This is a genomic window from Mesorhizobium sp. B2-3-6, assembly GCF_006442305.1.
In the GTDB taxonomy this organism is placed as follows: domain Bacteria; phylum Pseudomonadota; class Alphaproteobacteria; order Rhizobiales; family Rhizobiaceae; genus Mesorhizobium.
Window position 1 is genome coordinate 291934 of sequence record NZ_VFVW01000008.1, and the last position, 19217, is coordinate 311150.

The following is a 19217-nucleotide window of genomic DNA, read 5'->3' on the forward strand; positions in this document are numbered from 1 at the left end:
CGTCATTCCTTGCCTGTCACGACTGGTGTGTCGGAGAGACCGCCCCATTCGGTCCATGAGCCGTCGTAAAGCCTGTTGTCGGTATGGCCAAGCGTTTCCAACGCAAGCGTGATCACCGCCGCCGTAACGCCGGAGCCGCAGGAAGTGACGATAGGCTTCGACAGATCGAGGCCGGCGTCCTCGACCACCTTGCGCAACCGCTCCTTCGGCAGAAGCACGCCGTTTTCCGACAGCGCCGAATAAGGCAAGTTGCGCGCGCCCGGCATATGGCCGGAACGGACGCCCGCGCGCGGCTCCGGCTCCGCGCCGGTGAAGCGCCCTGCCCCGCGCGCATCGGCAATCTGGCTTTCCCGGGTTCCGACGATGCGGCGCATATCGGCAAGGCTGGCGACCCGGCCGGCGTCGAAATCGGCGTGGAACACGCTGGGCGCGATTTTGGTCGGTTCGGCCGTCACCGGCCGGCCGGCCGCTTTCCAGCCATCGAAACCACCGTCAAGGATATACGTCTGGAAGACGCCCATCACCCGGAACATCCACCATGCCCGAGGTGCCGAGAAAAAGCCCGGGCCGTCATAGACGATGATCGTGTCATCTGCCGAAACGCCCATCGCGCCGACATACTGCGCGAAATGCTGCGGCGACGGCAGCGTATGCGGCAGCGCGGCGTCCGGATCGGAGACCGCGTCCTGATCCAGGAAGCGGGCGCCCGGAATGTGCCCAGCGTCATACTCGGCGCGCGCGTCGCGGTTTTGCGCCGGAAGATACCAGGATGCATCGACAATCGTCAGGCCAGGCTGGCCCAAACGCTCCTGCAACCAGTCAGCGTCGACGGTGAAAGGACTGTCTTCAGCCATTGTGGTTCTCCTGCCGCCATTGACCAGACGTTGTCTTGCCTTGCCGCATGATCTTGTCCGAAAACATCGTAGCTTTCGAGATCATGTTTGGGGCATCGGTCCAAACCGGATGCGGAAGCGCCGGTTTTCACGCCCCTTCTTCTCGATCTTGCCGATATGGATTTCGCCGATCTCGCCGGTGCTTTTGACATGGGTGCCACCACAGGGCTGACTGTCCACCGAAGCATTCTCGCCGATGCAGACCAGCCGGATTTTGCCGGTACCTAGCGGTGGACGGACATTCTTGGACTTCACCAGACCCGGATTGGCGGCCAGTTCCTCGTCGCTGATCAGCCTGGTAAAGATCGGATGATCGGCCCGCACCAGGCCCATCAGGCCAGCCGTCACGTCTTCCTTGCTGAAGCTGGCGTCGGGAATGTCGAAATCGACACGGCTGTCGTCTTCCGAAACCGCCGCGCCGGTGATCGGAAACGGGCAGACGACGGTGAGCAAATGGCAAGCGGCATGCATGCGCATCAAGAGATGACGTCGCTCCCAGTCGATTGCGAGCTTCAGGCGCTCGCCGACCGCAGGCGCGGCTTGTTCCGGCGCCGGCACGTGGATGATCTCGTCCTTTGTTTCCCCGGTGATGGTAGCGGCCAGGACGATGCGGCTGCCATCGGCGCGCTGGAGATGGCCGCTATCGCCCGGCTGCCCGCCCGAGGTGGCATAGAAGATGGTGCGGTCCAGAACGATGCCGCCGCGCTCGTTGACGGCGACCACCACGGCATCGGCCGTCCTGAGATAGGCGTCGTCGCGAAACAGCGCTTCGGTCTTGTGCGCCATCACACGACCTTTTCAAACGGCACGGAAATATCTGATTTCTCTTCCATCCAGCCGGGCACCGGCAGCTTCTTTTCGCGCAGGAATTCGGGATTGAACAGTTTCGATTGGTAGCGTGTGCCGTAGTCGCAAAGAATGGTCACGATGGTATGGCCGGGGCCGAGTTCACGCGCCAGTCGGATCGCGCCCGCTATGTTGATGCCGGTCGAACCGCCGACGCAAAGGCCTTCCTCCTGGACCAGGTCGAAGACGATCGGCAACGCATCCTCATCACGAATTTGGAACGAGAAGTCGGGCGTGAACCCATCGAGGTTGGCGGTGATGCGTCCCTGCCCGATGCCTTCGGTGATCGAACTGCCCTCGGATTTCAGCTCACCGCTGGTATAGAAACTGTAGAGCGCAGCGCCCAGCGGATCGGCGAGAGCGATCTTTACGTCTTTGCTTTTCGCCTTCAGTCCGAAAGCGACGCCGGCCAGCGTTCCGCCCGAGCCGACCGCCGAGACGAAGCCGTCGACCTTGCCGCCGGTCTGGCTCCAGATCTCCTGCGCCGTGGTGCGGATGTGCCCGTCGCGGTTGGCGACATTGTCGAACTGGTTGGCCCAGATAGCGCCGTTCGGCTCCGAACGCGCCATTTGCTCAGCCAGCCGCCCCGACAATTTCACGTAATTGTTGGGGTTCTTGTACGGCACGGCCGGAACCTCGATCAGCTCGGCGCCGAGCAGCTTGATCGTGTCCTTCTTCTCCTGGCTCTGCGTTTCGGGAATGACGATGACGGTGCGGTAGCCGAGCGCCTTGGCGACCAGCGTCAGCCCGATGCCCGTATTGCCGGCCGTGCCCTCGACAATGACGCCGCCCGGCCTGAGCAGCCCACGCTCTTCGGCATCGCGGATGATGAACAGGCCGGCGCGGTCCTTGACCGACTGTCCTGGATTCATGAATTCGGCCTTGCCCAGGATCTCGCAGCCGGTTTCTTCCGAAGCCCTGTTGAGGCGGATCAATGGCGTGTTGCCGATAGCGTCGATCACGGAGCGGGGCATTCGGGAGTCCTTGTGTAGCTGCGCGAAACCCTAGAAACCCGAAGCTTCGGTTTCAAGGCAAGAATTTGCCTGGTCCAGTCGCATTTTCCGTACTGCATTTGCGCCGGCGTCACCTTGGTGCCGGGCCTATCCGCGTTGTTCATTTGCGGCCGGCGTCGAAAACCGCTCTTTTCATTCGATTTCTTCGCGGTTAGAGCAAAAGCCAAGAACAATTCGACGGGGGCGCAGCATGACACTCTATCGGGCCGACCCGAAGCATGGCGTCGCCTGGGTCACGGGAGGCAGCAGCGGCATCGGCCGTTCGCTGGCCAGGGACCTTGCGTCCCAGGGCTATGCGGTGGCCGTAACGGCACCCGATGGCGATCCCATCGACACGCTGATTGTCGAGACCGCGCAGATGCCAGGCAAGGTCAAGGCTTTTCCCTGCGACGTGACCGACGAGCCGCGCATGGCAAGAACCGTCGCTGCAATCGAGAACGAGCTTGGCCCCATCGTGCTCGCCGTCTTAAACGCGGGCAACTACATTTCCACGCCTGGCGAGGCTCTCGTCGTCAGCGATTTTCGCCGGTCTTTCGAGGTCAACTATTTCGGCATCATCAACGGGCTTGTGCCGGTCGTCGAACGCATGCGCGTGCGGGCGCGCGGTCATATTGTGCTGGTCGGCTCGGTCACCGCTTATTTCGGCTGGCCGACGACCGCCGCTTATGGCGGCACCAAAGCGGCGATCAACATCCTGGCCGAATCGCTGAAATACGATTTCGACAAGATGAACGTGCGCGTCCAGGTCATGAATCCGGGCTTCATAGACACACCGCTGACCGAGAAGAACATGCTGCCCATGCCGGGGCTGATGCCGGTCAGCCGAGCGACGCGGCGCATGGTGCGGGGTATCAAATCCGGCGGCTTCGAGGTCACATTCCCGCGCCGGACGAGCTGGCCCCTGAAGCTGCTCAGCCTGTTGCCGAGACCGGTGTACCGAGGCGTGATCAGCCTCATGACGAGCTGGAAGGCACGGCCGCTGAATTACGACCGCAAGCCGCCGAGCGAATAGAAGCCAGCGGATCGGCGGCTTCATCGCCGGCCGGTCGTTGCCTGTTCCCCGCCACCGCCGTAGGTTTGTTGTTGTTGCGTTTGGAGTCTGCGATGGGGCGACGAATCGTGCTTGCTGTGCTGGGGTTAGTCGCCATCCTCGCACTGGCCTTCGTGCTCGGCCCGCGGGTTCCCGTCGACACCACGATCCGCTTCGATCCATCCGCAATCGGCGACGATCCGCAGGCCTACGTGGCCAGGACGGAAGCGGCGATATCCGGCATCCGTGACGGGCTGGAGAAAGAGATCATCTGGGCCAATCCGATGGTGCATGCCAGGACACGGCTGTCGATCGTCTATATCCACGGCTTTTCGGCGTCGAAAGGCGAGCTCCGCCCGCTGCCCGACGAGGTTGCCGACCAGCTCGACGCCAATCTGTTCTTTACCCGCCTCACCGGCCACGGGCAGGATGGCGCGGCCATGACGCAAGGCAGCGTCGATGCCTGGATCAACGACTATGAGGAGGCGCTCGCGATCGGCCGGGCCATCGGCGACAAGGTGATCGTCATCTCCACCTCGACCGGCGGCTCGCTGGCGGCCTGGGCGGCAACACAACCGGGTGCTTCGGACGGCGTGGCGGCGATCGCGTTCATCTCGCCGAATTTCGGCGTCAAGGCGTCGGGCGCCGGGATCCTGACCATGCGATGGGGCAAACAAATAGCCGAACTCGTCGCCGGCAAGGAGCGCAGCTTCATGCCGCGCAACGCGCTGCACGAGAAATTCTGGACCACCAGATATCCCCTTGCCGCGACGCTGCCGATGCAGGCGCTGACGGAACTTGCCTATGGCGCGCCGGTGGAGAAAGCGGTGGTCCCTGCCCTCTTCATCTTTTCGGATTCGGACAGCGTGGTGCGGCCTGACCGCACGCGTGAAATCGCCGGGCGTTGGGGCGCGCCGCACGAGCTGGTTCCGGTCGACGATACCGGCGATCCCGACAACCACGTCATCGCCGGCGACGCCCTGTCGCCATCGACCACGACCTTCCTTGCACAAAGAATTGCCGTCTGGATCGAGGCGGTCGCGAAGTAGCCCGAGCTTCCATACGGAAAGGGCGACCGCAGCCTCACCGCGGTCGCCCTTTATCTCACTGGTGACCAGCCGGGCACGCAAATGCCCGGCCAATACGAAGCGGCCTGCCTACGCGGCCCGCGCCGCGGGCCGCTTGCCGCCGAAGCGGCGTTTATTGTTGCCCTTGAAGGGCTTGGCGCCTTCCGGTTTGCGGTCGCCAGCGAAGGCCGGCTTGTCACCGAAGCGCTTCTTGCCGGAGCCGTTGTTCTGGCCGCCCGGCCGCCTGCCGTCGCGACGGCCATTGCGGTCGTTTCGGTCATTGGCAGGCTCGAAGCGCTCGTTCTTCTCAGCCGGGTTGCGCTGCGGATCGGGGCTGCCGAGATGGTCGGCGACAACAGGCAGCTTGGCGCGGATGATGCGTTCGACCTGGCGCAGCTTGCTGTTCTCGGACGGATCGCAGAGCGTAATCGCAATGCCGTCCCGGCCGTTGCGGCCGGTGCGGCCGATGCGGTGGACATAGCTCTCCGCCTCATCAGGCAGGTCGAAATTCACGACATGACTGATGCCGGGCACGTCGATGCCGCGCGCGGCGATATCGGTGGCCACCAGAATGCGCACCGAACCCTCGCGGAAATCGTTCAGTGCCTTCTGCCGCGCATTCTGCGACTTGTTGCCGTGGATGACAGCGGCCTTGAAGCCGTCGCGCTCGAGGTCCTTGGTTACCCGGTCGGCGCCGTGCTTGGTGCGCGAAAAGATGATGACGGACTTCATCGTCTCGTCGGCGAGCATCGTCGACAGCACTTGGCGCTTCTGCTTGGTGCGGGCAAGGACGACGCTCTGCGCGATCTCGGCCGCCGCCGTGCTTTGCGGCGCGACTTCGACACGGATTGGGTTCTTCAGCAGGCCTTTCGCCAGTTCGGCGATTTCATTGGGCATAGTCGCGGAGAACAGCACCGTCTGACGGTCCGGCGCGGTCGCCTTGGCGATGCGCTTGACGTCATTGATGAAGCCCATGTCGAGCATGCGGTCGCCCTCGTCGAGCACCAGCCATTTGGTGTCGGCAAGCATGAGGTCGCCTTCGCGCACCAGATCGGTCAACCGGCCAGGCGTGGCGATCAGGATGTCGACACCAGGCGCAACCTTCTTCACCTGGCTGAAGCGCGAGACGCCGCCCAGCACGAGCGCGGTCGAGACATGCGCGCCCTTGGCGAGGATCTTGATGGTGTCCTCGATCTGCACGGCGAGCTCACGAGTCGGCGCCAGGATCAGCGCGCGTGCCGTCTTCGGCCGGCGCTTGGTGCCGAGCGCAATGATCTTCGACAGGATCGGCAGCGCGAAGGCCGCAGTTTTGCCGGAGCCGGTCTGGGCGATGCCGAAAATGTCACGGCCTTCCATCTGCGGCGGGATCGCCTGAGCCTGGATCGGCTTCGGATCGGTGAAGCCGGCGGCATGGGTGGCCTTGAGCAGCGCACCCGTAATTCCCAGTGCTGCGAAACCGGAGAGTTCTCCAGTGTCGTTGCCGGGCAAAGTGTTTTCGTTGGTCAAAATATTCTTCTTTCACGCGGCCTCTGGCCGCAAACATCAATGGCGGCAGGGCGCAACCTGCCGTCGAATCAATTGTCATGGAACGACAAGGCGGCGGACGTGTTCGTCCGCGCGGCTGCGCTGTCGTGCCCGCAGGCATCATGCCACGGGGCTTTTTCGCCACCTTGCTAACCAATCGGGGCCGATCAGCAGGAAAGAGGGAAAACAGACGCAACCAGTCTCATTCGAGGAGAAGGCCGGATCGGTCCGGCCCAAGCGCCTATGCCGTGCATATGGCTGAGTTCGCTCTGAAATGCAAGGGCATCATGTTGCAGCGCAACAAAACGCCTCGAAAAAGCGACGCTTGCGCTCACCTGCGGGCATCATTACCACAAAGCAGCCCGCGCAGGAGATCGAGAATGAAGGACGTGCTGAAGGAACTCGAGCGTCGTCGCGAGATCGCCCGCATGGGCGGCGGTCAGGCTCGCATCGACGCGCAGCACAAGAAGGGCAAGCTCACCGCCCGCGAACGCATCGAGGTGTTTCTCGACGAGGGTTCGTTCGAGGAGTTCGACATGTATGTCGAGCACCGTTCGACCGACTTCGGCATGGAAAAGACCAAGATCGCCGGCGATGGCGTTGTCACCGGCTGGGGCACCGTCAACGGCCGTCCCGTCTACCTTTTCGCCAAGGATTTTACCGTGTTCGGCGGCTCGCTGTCGGAAGCGCATGCCGAAAAGGTCATCAAGGTGCAGGAGATGGCGCTGCGCAACCGCGCGCCGATCATCGGCCTCTACGATGCCGGCGGTGCCCGCATCCAGGAAGGCGTGGCCGCACTCGGCGGCTATGCCGAGATCTTTCAGCGCAATGTGCTGGCGTCGGGCGTCATTCCGCAGATTTCCGTGATCATGGGGCCTTGCGCTGGCGGCGACGTCTATTCGCCGGCCATGACCGACTTCATCTTCATGGTGCGCGACACCTCCTACATGTTCGTCACTGGACCGGACGTGGTGAAGACCGTCACCAACGAGACGGTGACCGCCGAGAGCCTCGGCGGCGCTTCCGTTCACACGACGAAATCCTCGATCGCCGACGGCGCCTATGACAACGACGTCGAAGCACTGCTGCAGATGCGCCGGCTGGTCGATTTGCTGCCGGCCTCGAACACATCGGAGATTCCCGAGATTGAATGCTACCAGTCGGTCACCGATCACGATCTGTCGCTCGACCGGCTGATCCCCGACAACGCCAACAAGCCTTACGATATCAAGGAGCTGATCCTGAAAGTCGCCGACGAGGGTGATTTCTTCGAGATCCAGCAAAGTTTCGCCATGAACATCGTCACCGGCTTCGGACGTATTGAAGGCCGCACGGTCGGCTTCGTCGCCAACCAGCCCATGGTGCTGGCCGGCGTGCTCGATTCCGACGCCAGCCGCAAGGCGGCGCGCTTCGTGCGCTTCTGCGACTGTTTTTCGATTCCGATCGTCACCTTCGTCGACGTTCCGGGCTTCCTGCCGGGCACGGCGCAGGAATATGGCGGGCTGATCAAGCACGGCGCCAAACTGCTCTTCGCCTATGCCGAGGCGACCGTGCCGAAGATCACCGTCATCACCAGGAAGGCCTATGGCGGCGCCTATGACGTGATGGCTTCGAAACACCTGCGTGGCGATATGAACTATGCCTGGCCGACGGCGCAGATCGCCGTGATGGGCGCCAGGGGCGCGGTCGAGATCATCTATCGCAAGGACATCGGAGACGCCGAAAAGATCGCTGCCCATACAAAGACTTACGAAGACCGCTTCCTGTCACCCTTCGTCGCCGCCGAGCGCGGCTATGTCGACGAGGTGATCATGCCGCATTCGACCCGCCGCCGCATTGCCCGCGCGCTGCGGATGCTGCGCAACAAGGACATGCAGAACCCCTGGAAAAAGCACGACAACATTCCGCTGTGAGCTGAATGTCGAGCCGGTCAGCGCGCGCCGCGAGCCGCCACCAGTTCGTGCAACGCCGGCACCAGCGCCAGCGGCAAGTCCTCGGCGATCAGCCCCGGCCCGAACCGGCTGCCGGCCTCGGCATGGATCCATACCGCCGCGCACGCCGCCTCGAAGGCCGGCATGCCTTGCGCCAGGAAGCCGGCCACGAGCCCCGAGAGCACGTCGCCCGAACCGGCGGTTGCCAACCACGGCGCGCCATTGGAGTTTATCGCGGCCTTGCCATCGGGAGCAGCGATTACGGTGTCGGCGCCCTTATAGACGATCACGGCATTGGCACGGGTGGCGGCCATACGAGCCCTGCCCAACTTGGACGAAACGGCGCCACCCGCGATGTCAGCAAACAGCCTGGCGAACTCGCCTTCATGCGGCGTCATCACCAGCGACGGCGCGCTCGGCTGGCGCGAGGCTTCGAACAGGACATCCGGCTTCTCGCGAAACGAGGTGATCGCGTCGGCGTCGAACACCAGACCATCGACCGAGGCGGAAACGTTCCGCTGCTGGCCAGCGGCAAGCAGCGTGAGAGCAAAATTCCGCGTTCTTTCACCGACACCGAAGCCAGGGCCCAGTACAAAAGCGGAGGGCCGGCGTTCGCCGATGAAGGCGTCGATGTCGGCGCTGTCATTTGCTTTGCGCAGCATGATCGAGGTCAGATGCGCGGCATTGACCTGCATGGCTTTCGCCGGGGACAGGACGGTGACCGCCCCTGCCCCGCTTCGCGCCGCGGCAAGCGCCGCAAGCCGCGCCGCGCCAGTGGCGCTCGGGCCGCCGGAAAAGACGCCGACATGGCCGCGCTTGTACTTGTGCGTATCGACACCCGGAATCGGAAAAACGTCGAGCCAAAGCGCCGGCGTGTTCTCGAACGTCTGGGGTCGAATCCGCGCAATGACACCGTCGGTGATGCCGATATCGGCCAGCACGACCTCCCCGCACAGCTTGCGCCCGGGGAGCAGAAGATGGCCAGGCTTTTTGCGTGCGAAGGTGACGGTGACCCCAGCGCGAAAAGCCTGGCCGAGCACTTGGCCGCTGCCTCCGGAAACGCCTGATGGCAGATCGACCGCGACGACCGGCAAGGCCAGGCTTGCCACAATGCCAACCGTTCTCGCCGCTTCACCGGACAGCGGTTTGGACAGCCCTGCTCCGTAAAGAGCGTCGACGACGACAGCGCCGGCTTCGGCCGCGAAATTCGCCAGCGGCCGAGGTTTGACCGGGCATTCACCGGCGGCGAGCGCGGCATCGCTGCCCGGCTTCGGCGTGCCCGACGCCCAGACCACCGTGTCGACACCAGCGGTTGCCAGGCAGCGGGCTACGACATAGCCATCGCCGCCATTGTTGCCGGGACCGCAAAGCACATGGACCCGCTTCGCCGCCGGATAGCGCCTGAAAATTTCGGCCGCGACGGCTTCGCCTGCACGGCGCATCAGGCCGATGCCGTCGATTGCGCCGGCGGCAATCGTCAACCGATCCGCCTCGCTCATCTCCTCGGGAGAAAGAAGTTCGTTGCTCATGGATTGCCGATCCGCATTCGATCAAGCATTGTCCAGTTTTCGGCTCGACGCAAACGCAGAGGAGTTGGCGCGGTCCCAGCCAAGCTGAGCAATGCCTACCAAATAAACAATACGCCTAAATATCGGGCAGACATAAACACCGACGCCGCGTAGGTTTGCAGCCATCCGTCGCGCGCTGGATGCAGTGAACGATGCGAATTTGCATCTTCGTGCGGCATGGTTCTGGAATCGAATGACACCGCTTGAAATCCCGCCAATTGGCACAATTCGTGCTTGATGGAGGCGCAAGCGGGGGCTCACAACCCGTTTTTTTGGCAGTGGAGGCCACTTTTTACATGAAAAAGATCGAAGCGATCATCAAGCCATTCAAGCTGGACGAAGTGAAGGAAGCGCTTCAGGAGGCCGGACTGCAAGGCATCACCGTGACCGAGGCCAAGGGTTTTGGACGCCAGAAGGGCCACACCGAGCTTTATCGCGGCGCCGAATATGTCGTCGACTTCCTGCCCAAGGTGAAGATCGAGGTCGTGCTCGGCGACGATGCGGTCGAAGGCGCCATCGAAGCCATCCGCAAGGCGGCCCAGACTGGGCGCATCGGCGACGGCAAGATCTTCGTCTCGAACATCGAGGAAGTTGTGCGCATCCGCACCGGCGAAACCGGCATGGATGCCGTCTGACGCCTCGCCCATATTTTGAAACGTCATTATTAAAAAACGTCACACAGGGATACATGACATGACGACAGCCAAAGACATCATGAAGCAGATCAAGGACAACGATGTGAAATTCGTTGACCTGCGCTTCACCGACCCGAAGGGCAAGCTGCAGCACGTGACGATGGATGTCATCGAGGTCGAGGAAGACATGTTCGCCGATGGCGTGATGTTCGATGGTTCTTCGATCGCCGGCTGGAAGGCGATCAACGAGTCCGACATGGTGCTGATGCCCGATCCCGAGACGGTCCACATGGATCCGTTTTTCGCGCAGTCGACCATGGTCATCCTGTGCGACATCCTCGATCCGGTTTCGGGCGAATCCTACAACCGCGACCCGCGCGGCACTGCCAAGAAGGCGGAGGCCTACATGAAGTCGGAAGGCATCGGCGACACCATCTATGTCGGCCCGGAAGCCGAGTTCTTCGTCTTCGACGACGTCAAGTACAAAGCCGATCCCTACAACACCGGCTTCAGGCTCGATTCCACCGAACTGCCGTCCAATGACGACACCGACTACGAAACCGGCAATCTCGGCCACCGTCCGCGCATCAAAGGCGGTTATTTCCCGGTGCCGCCGATCGATTCGGCGCAAGACATGCGTTCCGAGATGCTGACCGTGCTCGCCGAGATGGGCGTGCGGGTCGAGAAGCATCACCACGAGGTGGCCGCGGCCCAGCACGAACTCGGCATCAAGTTCGACACGCTGGTCCGCAACGCCGACAAGATGCTGATCTACAAATATGTCGTGCATCAGGTCGCCAATGCCTATGGCAAGACCGCCACCTTCATGCCGAAGCCGATCTTCGGCGACAACGGCTCGGGCATGCATGTCCACCAGTCGATCTGGAAAGGCGGCAAGCCGACCTTCGCTGGCAACGAGTATGCCGGCCTATCGGAAAGCTGCCTGTTCTATATCGGCGGCATCATCAAGCACGCCAAGGCCATCAACGCCTTCACCAACCCGCTGACCAACTCCTACAAGCGCCTGGTGCCGGGCTACGAGGCGCCGGTGCTGCTCGCGTATTCGGCGCGCAACCGCTCGGCCTCCTGCCGTATCCCGTTCGGCTCGTCGCCAAAGTCGAAGCGCGTCGAGGTCCGCTTCCCCGATCCGGGCGCGAACCCCTATCTCGCGTTTGCCGCCATGCTGATGGCCGGCCTCGACGGTATCAAGAACAAGATCCATCCCGGTCAGCCGATGGACAAGGATCTCTACGATTTGCCGCCGAAGGAGTTGAAGAAGATCCCGACCGTCTGCGGCTCGCTGCGTGAAGCGCTCCAGAGCCTCGACAAGGACCGCGGCTTCCTGAAGGCCGGCGGCGTCTTCGACGACGACCAGATCGACAGCTACATCGAGTTGAAGATGGCCGAGGTGATGCGCTTCGAAATGACACCGCATCCCGTCGAATACGACATGTACTATTCGGTCTGATTTTTGATCTCCCTGGACCCGGCGCAACCCGGATCCAGCGGCTTCAATTCAGCCTGCAATGCGGGGCCGGAAGATGAACCTCTTCCGGCCCTTTTGTTTGCACATATCGCGGCTTCCATTCAGCCAAATCCGCGGATACTGACGCGTTCGATCGGATGCTGCCCGATCTAGCGACTGGAAAGGCGCACCGGCTGCTGAGGTTCTGTCGGCTGGTCACGTCACACGTGTCGATTGCGCTGCACTGGCCAGCTTGAGCCAGCCAAGCTGGCCTGACAGGCGAGCCGGCACGCGCTTTTTGCAAATGAAGAGATAAGCCAGGAGCGAGCGGCACACTGCCTCAGGCTGCAATGCCCGCTCGTCCGGCGCCCCCGCCAATGCTGTCGTTCAAGAAACCCCGCCCCGTTCGAACAGCACCGCTTGGCGTATCCCCCAATGCCTGCGAATACGCATGTTGCGCCGCAGCCTGTCAATGTCGCCTGCCGGGCGTCGAGAGGTTCGATTTTGGTGCATGAACAGGGGCTTATGAAAGGATCGGTCGACAGGCATTCTTGTCGGAATGGCCGGATTTCCGGGCTTTTTCGAGGATTTCGAAGCCTGCGGCCCGGCGCCAAGGTATGCTTTCGTCAGCCCAAAGCCGCCTTGTCGGGATTGGTTTGAGCCGCCCTTTTTAACCTGACTTTTTTTGGGGGAATTTGCTTTGCCAGGCCAGGAGCCAGGAAGACGAGGAGCGGAGAACGGAAACAGCGGCATGCGATAGTGCCCGCCATCGTCACACGAAAAAGCCCCGGCAACTCCCGCCGGGGCTCGCGTCATGGTTGTCGGGATCTTGAGGCCCGACGTGAAATATCAAGCAGCGGCCGAAACCGATGCGCCGGTCGAAACCTGCGAGATCGTCTTCAGGACCTGGGAAGCGATCTGGTAGGGGTCGCCCTGCGAGTTCGGGCGGCGGTCTTCCAGATAACCCTTGTAGTCATTCTTGACGAACGAATGCGGCACGCGGATCGAGGCGCCGCGGTCGGCGATACCATAGCTGAACTTGTTCCAGGGCGCCGTCTCGTGCTTGCCGGTCAGACGCTTGTCGTTGTCCGGGCCGTACACGGCGATATGGTCCATCAGGTTCTTTTCGAACTGCGCCATCAGGGCCTCGAAATAACCCTTGCCGCCGGCTTCGCGCATATATTTGGTCGAGAAGTTGCAATGCATGCCCGAGCCGTTCCAATCGGTGTCGCCGAGCGGCTTGCAGTGGAACTCGATATCTATGCCGTACTTTTCGGTGAGGCGCTGGAGCAGGTAGCGGGCCATCCACATCTGATCGGCGGCCTTCTTGGAGCCCTTGCCGAAAATCTGGAATTCCCACTGGCCTTTGGCCACTTCGGCGTTGATGCCTTCATGGTTGATACCCGCGGCAAGGCAGAGGTCGAGATGCTCTTCGACGATCTGGCGCGCGATGCTGCCGACGTTCGAATAGCCGACGCCGGTGTAGTACGGGCCCTGCGGGGCGGGATAACCGCTCTCGGGGAAACCGAGCGGACGGCCATCCTTGTAGAAGAAGTACTCCTGCTCGAAACCGAACCAGGCATCCTCGTCGTCGAGAATGGTCGCGCGGCTGTTGGACACGTGCGGCGTGACGCCATCGGGCATCATGACTTCGCACATGACGAGAACGCCGTTGGTGCGGGCCGGATCGGGATAAAGCGCGACCGGCTTCAACACGCAATCGGAGCTTCGGCCCTCGGCCTGCATGGTGGACGAGCCGTCGAAGCCCCACAGCGGCAGCTGGTCGAGCTTCGGGAACTCGGCATAATCCTTGATCTGGGTCTTGCCGCGAAGATTGGGGGCCGGGGTGTATCCGTCGAGCCAGATATACTCGAGCTTGTATTTGGTCATTCTAGAGCCTCTCGTTGTGCTTGACCACCGCACGCGGTGTCGACGCATGGCCGGAGCAAGCCGACCTGCCGACTGGTAAAAAGCAATTCATATGCCACTCTGGCATCGACCGGTGCGACAAAATGGTCGTAAGATTCCCGTGAATTCGCTGCACCGCCCCAGCAATGCGCCGGGATCGATCAGACGCAGAGATTGCGCAAATAATAGGCAATAACTGATCTTTTCATAAGCATATTGCCTAAATGAATCGCAGAACCTATTTTGAGGAAAAGCTGAATCAACTGACCCTCGGAGAAGAAAGGAGACCGCCAATGGAAGTCACCCTCGCCCGTCCGTCGGCAAAGATCCTGATGTTCCCGCTTGCAGGCCGCGTATCTGCCTCAAATTTAGGCGCGAAGGCCAAGTTCGCGGCAGAGCTTGCCTCGCTGCGTAACACGCATGCCGATTTCGATGGCTGGTATCACGAGGCCGCTGTCGAGGAAGAAAACCAGCAGCCGAAGAGCTGAACGCATCTTCAGCCTCGATATGAAAACCCGGCGCGATCGCTCGCGCCGGGTTTTCTCATGCATGTGGATCCGACCCGTTACTGCTTGGTCTCCAGGTTCGTGCCCAGCGTATCCTTGACGAAGATCATGCCGATGACGAGCGACATCGCCGCGATTATCACGGGATACCAGAGGCCATAATAGATGTCGCCCCTGTAGGCACTGAGCGCGAACACCGTCGCCGGCAGCAACCCGCCGAACCAGCCATTGCCGATATGGTAGGGCAGCGACATGCCGGTGTAGCGGATGCGGGTCGGGAACATCTCGACCAGGATGGCCGCGATCGGACCGTAGACCATGGTCACGAACAGGACGAGGACGAACAGGATGGCGATCGTCATAGGCCAGTTCACGGCCGCAGGGTCGGCGAACATGGCGAAGGCACCGCCGCCGGGTATGTTGTAGACGGTGACCTCAGGCGCACCGGCAGCCTCGTCGGCGGTCAAAAGCTTGTCCTTGATAGCCTGATCGGTAGGAACCGTCGCCTTCTCGCCGGCGCGGATGGCGGCGGCGTCGAGCTTCAGTTCGGGATTGGCAGCGACAAACGCGTCGAGCTTCTGGTCCGGTATCTTGATCGCAGCACGCTTCAGCGGATATCCGCCGTCCTGCAGCGACATGTTGACGGCCTTGACGAAGGCGGCCTCCTTGGCCTTGGCCTGGTCGCCCGCGGCGACAGCATCGTAGGATGCCACCGTTTCATTGCCGATCTTGACCGAAGCAGCCGTACCGGGTGCCGCCGTGGAAACGACGTCATAGGGCACCGAGTTCTTGGTCAGGAACGAGGTCGCGATGTCGCAAGACGTCGTGAACTTGGCGGTGCCCACCGGATTGAACTGGAACCTGCAGTCGCCGGGTGCCGCGGTCACCGTCGCGCGGGTGCTCTGCTGTGCCTCGGCAAGGGCCGGATTGGCGGCCCACGTCAATGCCTTGAACAGCGGGAAGGTGCAGACGATCGCCAGTGCGAGCCCGGCCATGATGATCGGTTTGCGGCCGATCTTGTCGGAGAGCCAGCCGAACACGACGAAGAAGATGGAGCCCAGCGCAAGCGCGATGGCGATCATGATGTTGACCGACTGTGCGTCCAGCTTCAACACGTTCTGGAGGAAGAACAGGGCGTAGAACTGGCCGTTATACCAGACCACGGCCTGGCCAGCCGTAAGGCCGAGCAGTGCCAGCAGCGCGATCTTGGCGTTCTTCCACTGGCCGAAGGCTTCCGAGAGCGGTGCCTTGGAACCCTTGCCCTCTTCCTTCATGCGCTGGAAGGTGGGGGATTCGGAAAGCGACAGCCGGATCCAGATGGAAATGCCGAGCAACAGGAACGATACGATGAAAGGAACGCGCCAGCCCCAGGCGGCATAGGTTTCCTTGCTCATCGAGCCCTGGACGATCAGGATGACGATCAGCGACAGGAACAGGCCGAGTGTGGCGGTCGTCTGGATCCACGACGTATAGTAGCCGCGCCGGTCGTCCGGCGCATGCTCGGCGACATAGGTGGCCGCGCCGCCATATTCGCCGCCCAGTGCCAAGCCCTGGAGCATGCGCAGGATGATCAGGATCACCGGAGCCGCGATGCCGAGGCTCGCATAACCAGGCAGCAAGCCCACCAGGAAGGTCGACAGGCCCATGATCGTCATGGTGACGAGGAAGGTATATTTACGGCCGACAAGGTCGCCGATGCGGCCGAACAGCAAAGCGCCGAACGGACGGACGAGGAAGCCGGCGGCGAAAGCCAGCAGCGCGAAAATATTGCGCGTCGCTTCCGGAATGGTCGGGCTGAAAAAGGTCGAACCAATAAAGGCCGCGAGCGATCCGTAGAGATAAAAATCGTACCATTCGAAAACGGTGCCGAGCGAAGAAGCGAAGATGACTTTCTTCTCTTCTCGCGTCATGCCGCGGCTCTTTCCGCTGGCGGTCGATGCGATAGCCATTGAGATGCTCCTCCCGTGAGACCCTTGTGCTCGATGCAGCGCCCCTGCGTTCGCATTTCTCTCCGAACGCAGACTCGCGGCAGCAATCACGGGAAAAATGACAGAAAGCGCCTGCCAACGGCAGATGACTTTGGGATTATGACTTTGGTATTAGGTGCGGTGCGGTGGCCGGTCAGCCTTCGAGCGCCTCGATAAGACCGACGGCAGCCATCATGTCGCGCTTACGGGCGGAGCGGCGCGCGACAGCCTCCGCATCCTGTCCCCAATGCTCGATCTGCCAATCCTCGTCGACATGGCCGGCAGTCCAGGCCGCCTCACCGCCGAGTTCGCCGAAATCCACGGCCAACGCCAGCAGCGCCGAACCGGTCAGCGAGGTCATGACGTGGATCGCTGCCAGGCGCAGCGGCTCGGCGCGCTGGGCAAGATGCGCACCCAGCACAGCAATGGTTTCGCGCGGTTGATCGACGTGAATGATGCCCTCGGCAAGGTTGAAGCGAGCGCCGAGTGCTGCCTGCGCCCAGTCGAGGACAGGATCCCACAGCTCGTTCTGCCGCTCGACCAAGCCTTGTGGTGCGTCGGCGCGATAACAGAGCAGATCCGACGAGGCAAAGCGCAGTATGTCCTCCAGCACCGCCTGCGGATCGCTGGCGACGCCGTCGAGCGCGGTGTTGACGAGACGCATCACCGGCATCGACACCGGATCGATGGTCTCGCCCTGGGCGGCGAATTCATCGGCGACCAGCGATGCCGCCTTCTCGGTCGGCAGCGTCAGCAGCGCCTTGCCCGGCGTGCGCACCGGTTTGCCGTCGAGATGGACGGCAAAGCCATCATCGGCCGGCGCGACCGAAACGATCTTGTAAAAACGCTTCGGCAGCGGCTTCTTCATCTGGATCTGGGCGCGGCGCACCGGATCGGGGTCGGAGAGCAGTTTCCCCGCCTCGAGATCGCTGAGGATATCGCGCATGTCAGCCTCCTTCGGCCGTCTGCTGGCGCGGCGGCCTGTTGACGATGACCAGACCGGCGGCAATGAGACCAAGTGCCAGAAAAATGCGTATGGTCAGCGGCTCGTTCAAGAACAGGGCGCCGCACAGCACGCCGAAGACCGGCGACAGGAACGTGAAACTCGACAGGCTGGAGGCGGGATAGCGCCGCAGCAGCCAGAACCACAACACATAGGTGAAGGCGACGACATAGAGCGCCTGGAAAAGCAGGGCCAAAGTCGGCAACAGCGTGGGATCGCGCACGGAGGGGCCGGCCAGAGGCAACACCAGGACGCCGACGATCGCAGCGCCGGAGAGTTGATAGAGCAGCAGCTTTTCGGCGCTCGTCTCGACCAGCTTCGAGCGCTTGATGAGAATATTGGTCAAGGCCCAGACGAATCCGGAGCCAAGGCTCAGCAGATCGCCGAACAGCATGTCCCCGCTGCCGCCGAGCTTGTCGGAAAAGACCGCGGCGAGGCCGGCAAAGGCAAGCAGAAGGCCAAGGGATTTGCGCAGGCTGATCGGCTCGCCGAGCAGGAAATGCCCTCCCAGCAGCATCCAGAACGGCATGGTGTTGACCAGCAGCGTGTTGCGGGCGACCGTGGTGTGCTCCAGCCCGACATAAAGGCAGAGGAACTCGATGCCGAAGAGCACGCCGACTGCAATGCCCGCGAGCAATGTCCCGTCCCTCTTGAAAAGCGAAATGCCGCGCCAGCGGCACCAGAGGAAGACGCAGAGCCCGCCGATAACCGAGCGCGCGATCGACAGGAAAACCGGATCATAGCCGGCATAGGAGATCTTGGCGGCGACATAATTCAGGCCCCAGGAGAACGTCAGGCCGACCATTATGGCGGCGGCCGCCATGTCGACCGCATCGCGACGGTCGAGCGCATCGGCAGCGCCGCTCATGGTCAATCCTCCGCACTGGCGTCGTCGAAGCCGATCAGGTTCCAGCTCTGGCGCATATGCGGCGGCATAGGCGCGGTGACGTCGATGAAACCCTGGTCCGGATGCGGGATGACGATGCGGCGCGCGTGCAGATGCAGGCGATTCTGCATCCCACCCGGAAAATCCCAGTTGGTGTCGGCCTCGAAATATTTGGGATCGCCGATGATGGGACAACCGATATGGGCGGCATGAACGCGCAATTGATGGGTGCGGCCGGTATAGGGCTCCATCTCCAGCCAGGTCAGCGCCTGCGCCGCCTGCTCGATGATGCGATAGTAGGATACGGCATGGTCGGCGCCCTTTTCGCCGTGCTTGGCAATGCGCACCCGATCGCCATCCGGCGTGGCTTCCTTGATCAGCCAGGTCGATATCTTATCCTCGCGCTTGGGCGGCACGCCCTTGACCAAAGCCCAGTAGGTCTTCTTGGTCTCGCGGGCGCGAAACGCCTCGGAGAGCTTCATCGCCGCCAGCCGGGTGCGGGCGACGACCAGCACGCCAGACGTGTCGCGATCGAGCCGGTGCACCAGCCGCGGCTTCTCGCCCTTCTGGTTGCGCCAGGCTTCCAACATGTCGTCGACGTTACGGGTGACGCCCGAGCCGCCCTGCACGGCAAGGCCAGCCGGCTTGTTGAAGACGAAAACCTTCGGATCCTCATGGATCAGCATCTTTGCCAGGACTTCGGCATCGCCCTGGTTGCGGATCGAATGGCCGGTCAGCGGGCTGTCGCCCTTCTTGTCCACTTCCAGCGGTGGAATGCGCACCGTCTGGCCAGGCTCGACACGGGTGTCGGCCTTGACGCGGCCGCCGTCGACGCGGATCTGCCCGGACCGAAGCAGCTTCTGCAGATGACCAAAGCCAAGGCCCGGGAAATGGGTCTTGAACCAGCGGTCGAGCCGCATGCCCGCCTCGCCGGCCTCCACCGTGATCTGTTCAACGCCTGCCATATTGTTTTCG

16 protein-coding genes are annotated in these 19217 nt (G+C 62.2%); 6 read left to right on the forward strand and 10 right to left on the reverse strand.

The window, feature by feature from the left end; genetic code table 11:
* Nucleotides 1-2: 2 nt before the first annotated feature.
* The 3 genes from sseA to FJ953_RS23490 form a co-directional block, all read right to left on the reverse strand.
* Entirely contained in the window at nucleotides 3-854 is an 852-nt protein-coding gene (gene sseA, locus FJ953_RS23480; protein ID WP_140501318.1) for a 3-mercaptopyruvate sulfurtransferase, read from the reverse strand.
* 81 nt (nucleotides 855-935) lie between these two features.
* Complete coding sequence (locus FJ953_RS23485; protein WP_140515436.1) at nucleotides 936-1679, reverse strand: alanyl-tRNA editing protein; 744 nt, start codon at nucleotides 1677-1679, stop codon at nucleotides 936-938.
* The gene (locus FJ953_RS23490; protein ID WP_140501314.1) at nucleotides 1679-2713 is read right to left on the reverse strand and encodes a cysteine synthase A; all 1035 of its coding nucleotides are present in this window, start codon (nucleotides 2711-2713) and stop codon (nucleotides 1679-1681) included. The genes FJ953_RS23485 and FJ953_RS23490 overlap by 1 nt, the downstream gene beginning before the upstream one ends.
* Nucleotides 2714-2942: 229 nt before the next feature.
* Between FJ953_RS23490 and FJ953_RS23495 the strand changes: the two genes are divergently transcribed.
* Both FJ953_RS23495 and FJ953_RS23500 read left to right on the forward strand, forming a co-directional pair.
* Nucleotides 2943-3764, forward strand: coding sequence for an SDR family oxidoreductase (locus FJ953_RS23495; RefSeq protein ID WP_140501312.1), 822 nt, complete (start codon nucleotides 2943-2945; stop codon nucleotides 3762-3764).
* 92 nt (nucleotides 3765-3856) lie between these two features.
* A complete protein-coding gene (locus FJ953_RS23500; RefSeq protein WP_140625160.1) occupies nucleotides 3857-4831 on the forward strand; it encodes an alpha/beta fold hydrolase in 975 nt (324 codons plus the stop codon).
* A gap of 108 nt (nucleotides 4832-4939) precedes the next feature.
* Here FJ953_RS23500 and FJ953_RS23505 read toward each other — a convergent pair whose 3' ends face one another.
* Nucleotides 4940-6355, reverse strand: coding sequence for a DEAD/DEAH box helicase (locus tag FJ953_RS23505; protein ID WP_140515439.1), 1416 nt, complete (start codon nucleotides 6353-6355; stop codon nucleotides 4940-4942).
* Between the two features lie 398 nt (nucleotides 6356-6753).
* Here FJ953_RS23505 and FJ953_RS23510 point away from each other — a divergent pair, with 398 nt between their 5' ends.
* Nucleotides 6754-8286 (forward strand): acyl-CoA carboxylase subunit beta, encoded by a 1533-nt coding sequence (locus FJ953_RS23510; protein ID WP_140625161.1) that lies wholly within the window; start codon nucleotides 6754-6756, stop codon nucleotides 8284-8286.
* A 17-nt stretch (nucleotides 8287-8303) separates the two neighbouring features.
* Here FJ953_RS23510 and FJ953_RS23515 read toward each other — a convergent pair whose 3' ends face one another.
* Nucleotides 8304-9833 carry an NAD(P)H-hydrate dehydratase gene (locus FJ953_RS23515; protein ID WP_140625162.1) on the reverse strand — a complete coding sequence of 510 codons (1530 nt, stop codon included), beginning with the start codon at nucleotides 9831-9833 and terminating at the stop codon, nucleotides 8304-8306.
* A gap of 335 nt (nucleotides 9834-10168) precedes the next feature.
* On the opposite strand from FJ953_RS23515, the gene FJ953_RS23520 reads away from it, so the two are divergent.
* Both FJ953_RS23520 and glnA read left to right on the forward strand, forming a co-directional pair.
* Nucleotides 10169-10507 carry a P-II family nitrogen regulator gene (locus tag FJ953_RS23520; RefSeq protein WP_006205430.1) on the forward strand — a complete coding sequence of 113 codons (339 nt, stop codon included), beginning with the start codon at nucleotides 10169-10171 and terminating at the stop codon, nucleotides 10505-10507.
* A gap of 58 nt (nucleotides 10508-10565) precedes the next feature.
* Complete coding sequence (gene glnA, locus FJ953_RS23525; RefSeq protein ID WP_140515442.1) at nucleotides 10566-11975, forward strand: type I glutamate--ammonia ligase; 1410 nt, start codon at nucleotides 10566-10568, stop codon at nucleotides 11973-11975.
* An 846-nt stretch (nucleotides 11976-12821) separates the two neighbouring features.
* Here the strand turns inward: glnA and FJ953_RS23530 are convergent.
* A complete protein-coding gene (locus FJ953_RS23530; protein ID WP_140625163.1) occupies nucleotides 12822-13862 on the reverse strand; it encodes a glutamine synthetase beta-grasp domain-containing protein in 1041 nt (346 codons plus the stop codon).
* 311 nt (nucleotides 13863-14173) lie between these two features.
* Here FJ953_RS23530 and FJ953_RS23535 point away from each other — a divergent pair, with 311 nt between their 5' ends.
* A complete protein-coding gene (locus FJ953_RS23535) occupies nucleotides 14174-14368 on the forward strand; it encodes a DUF2735 domain-containing protein (protein WP_140501298.1) in 195 nt (64 codons plus the stop codon).
* A gap of 77 nt (nucleotides 14369-14445) precedes the next feature.
* On the opposite strand, the gene FJ953_RS23540 is transcribed toward FJ953_RS23535, so the two are convergent.
* The 4 genes from FJ953_RS23540 to FJ953_RS23555 form a co-directional block, all read right to left on the reverse strand.
* Nucleotides 14446-16335 carry an MFS transporter gene (locus tag FJ953_RS23540; RefSeq protein WP_140525514.1) on the reverse strand — a complete coding sequence of 630 codons (1890 nt, stop codon included), beginning with the start codon at nucleotides 16333-16335 and terminating at the stop codon, nucleotides 14446-14448.
* Nucleotides 16336-16507: 172 nt separating this feature from the next.
* Nucleotides 16508-17299, reverse strand: a complete 792-nt coding sequence (locus FJ953_RS23545) for an ATP12 family chaperone protein (protein ID WP_140525515.1) — start codon at nucleotides 17297-17299, stop codon at nucleotides 16508-16510.
* Nucleotide 17300: 1 nt separating this feature from the next.
* Complete coding sequence (locus tag FJ953_RS23550) at nucleotides 17301-18224, reverse strand: DMT family transporter (RefSeq protein WP_140525516.1); 924 nt, start codon at nucleotides 18222-18224, stop codon at nucleotides 17301-17303.
* A 2-nt stretch (nucleotides 18225-18226) separates the two neighbouring features.
* Nucleotides 18227-19207, reverse strand: a complete 981-nt coding sequence (locus tag FJ953_RS23555) for an RluA family pseudouridine synthase (protein WP_140515445.1) — start codon at nucleotides 19205-19207, stop codon at nucleotides 18227-18229.
* Nucleotides 19208-19217: the final 10 nt, after the last annotated feature.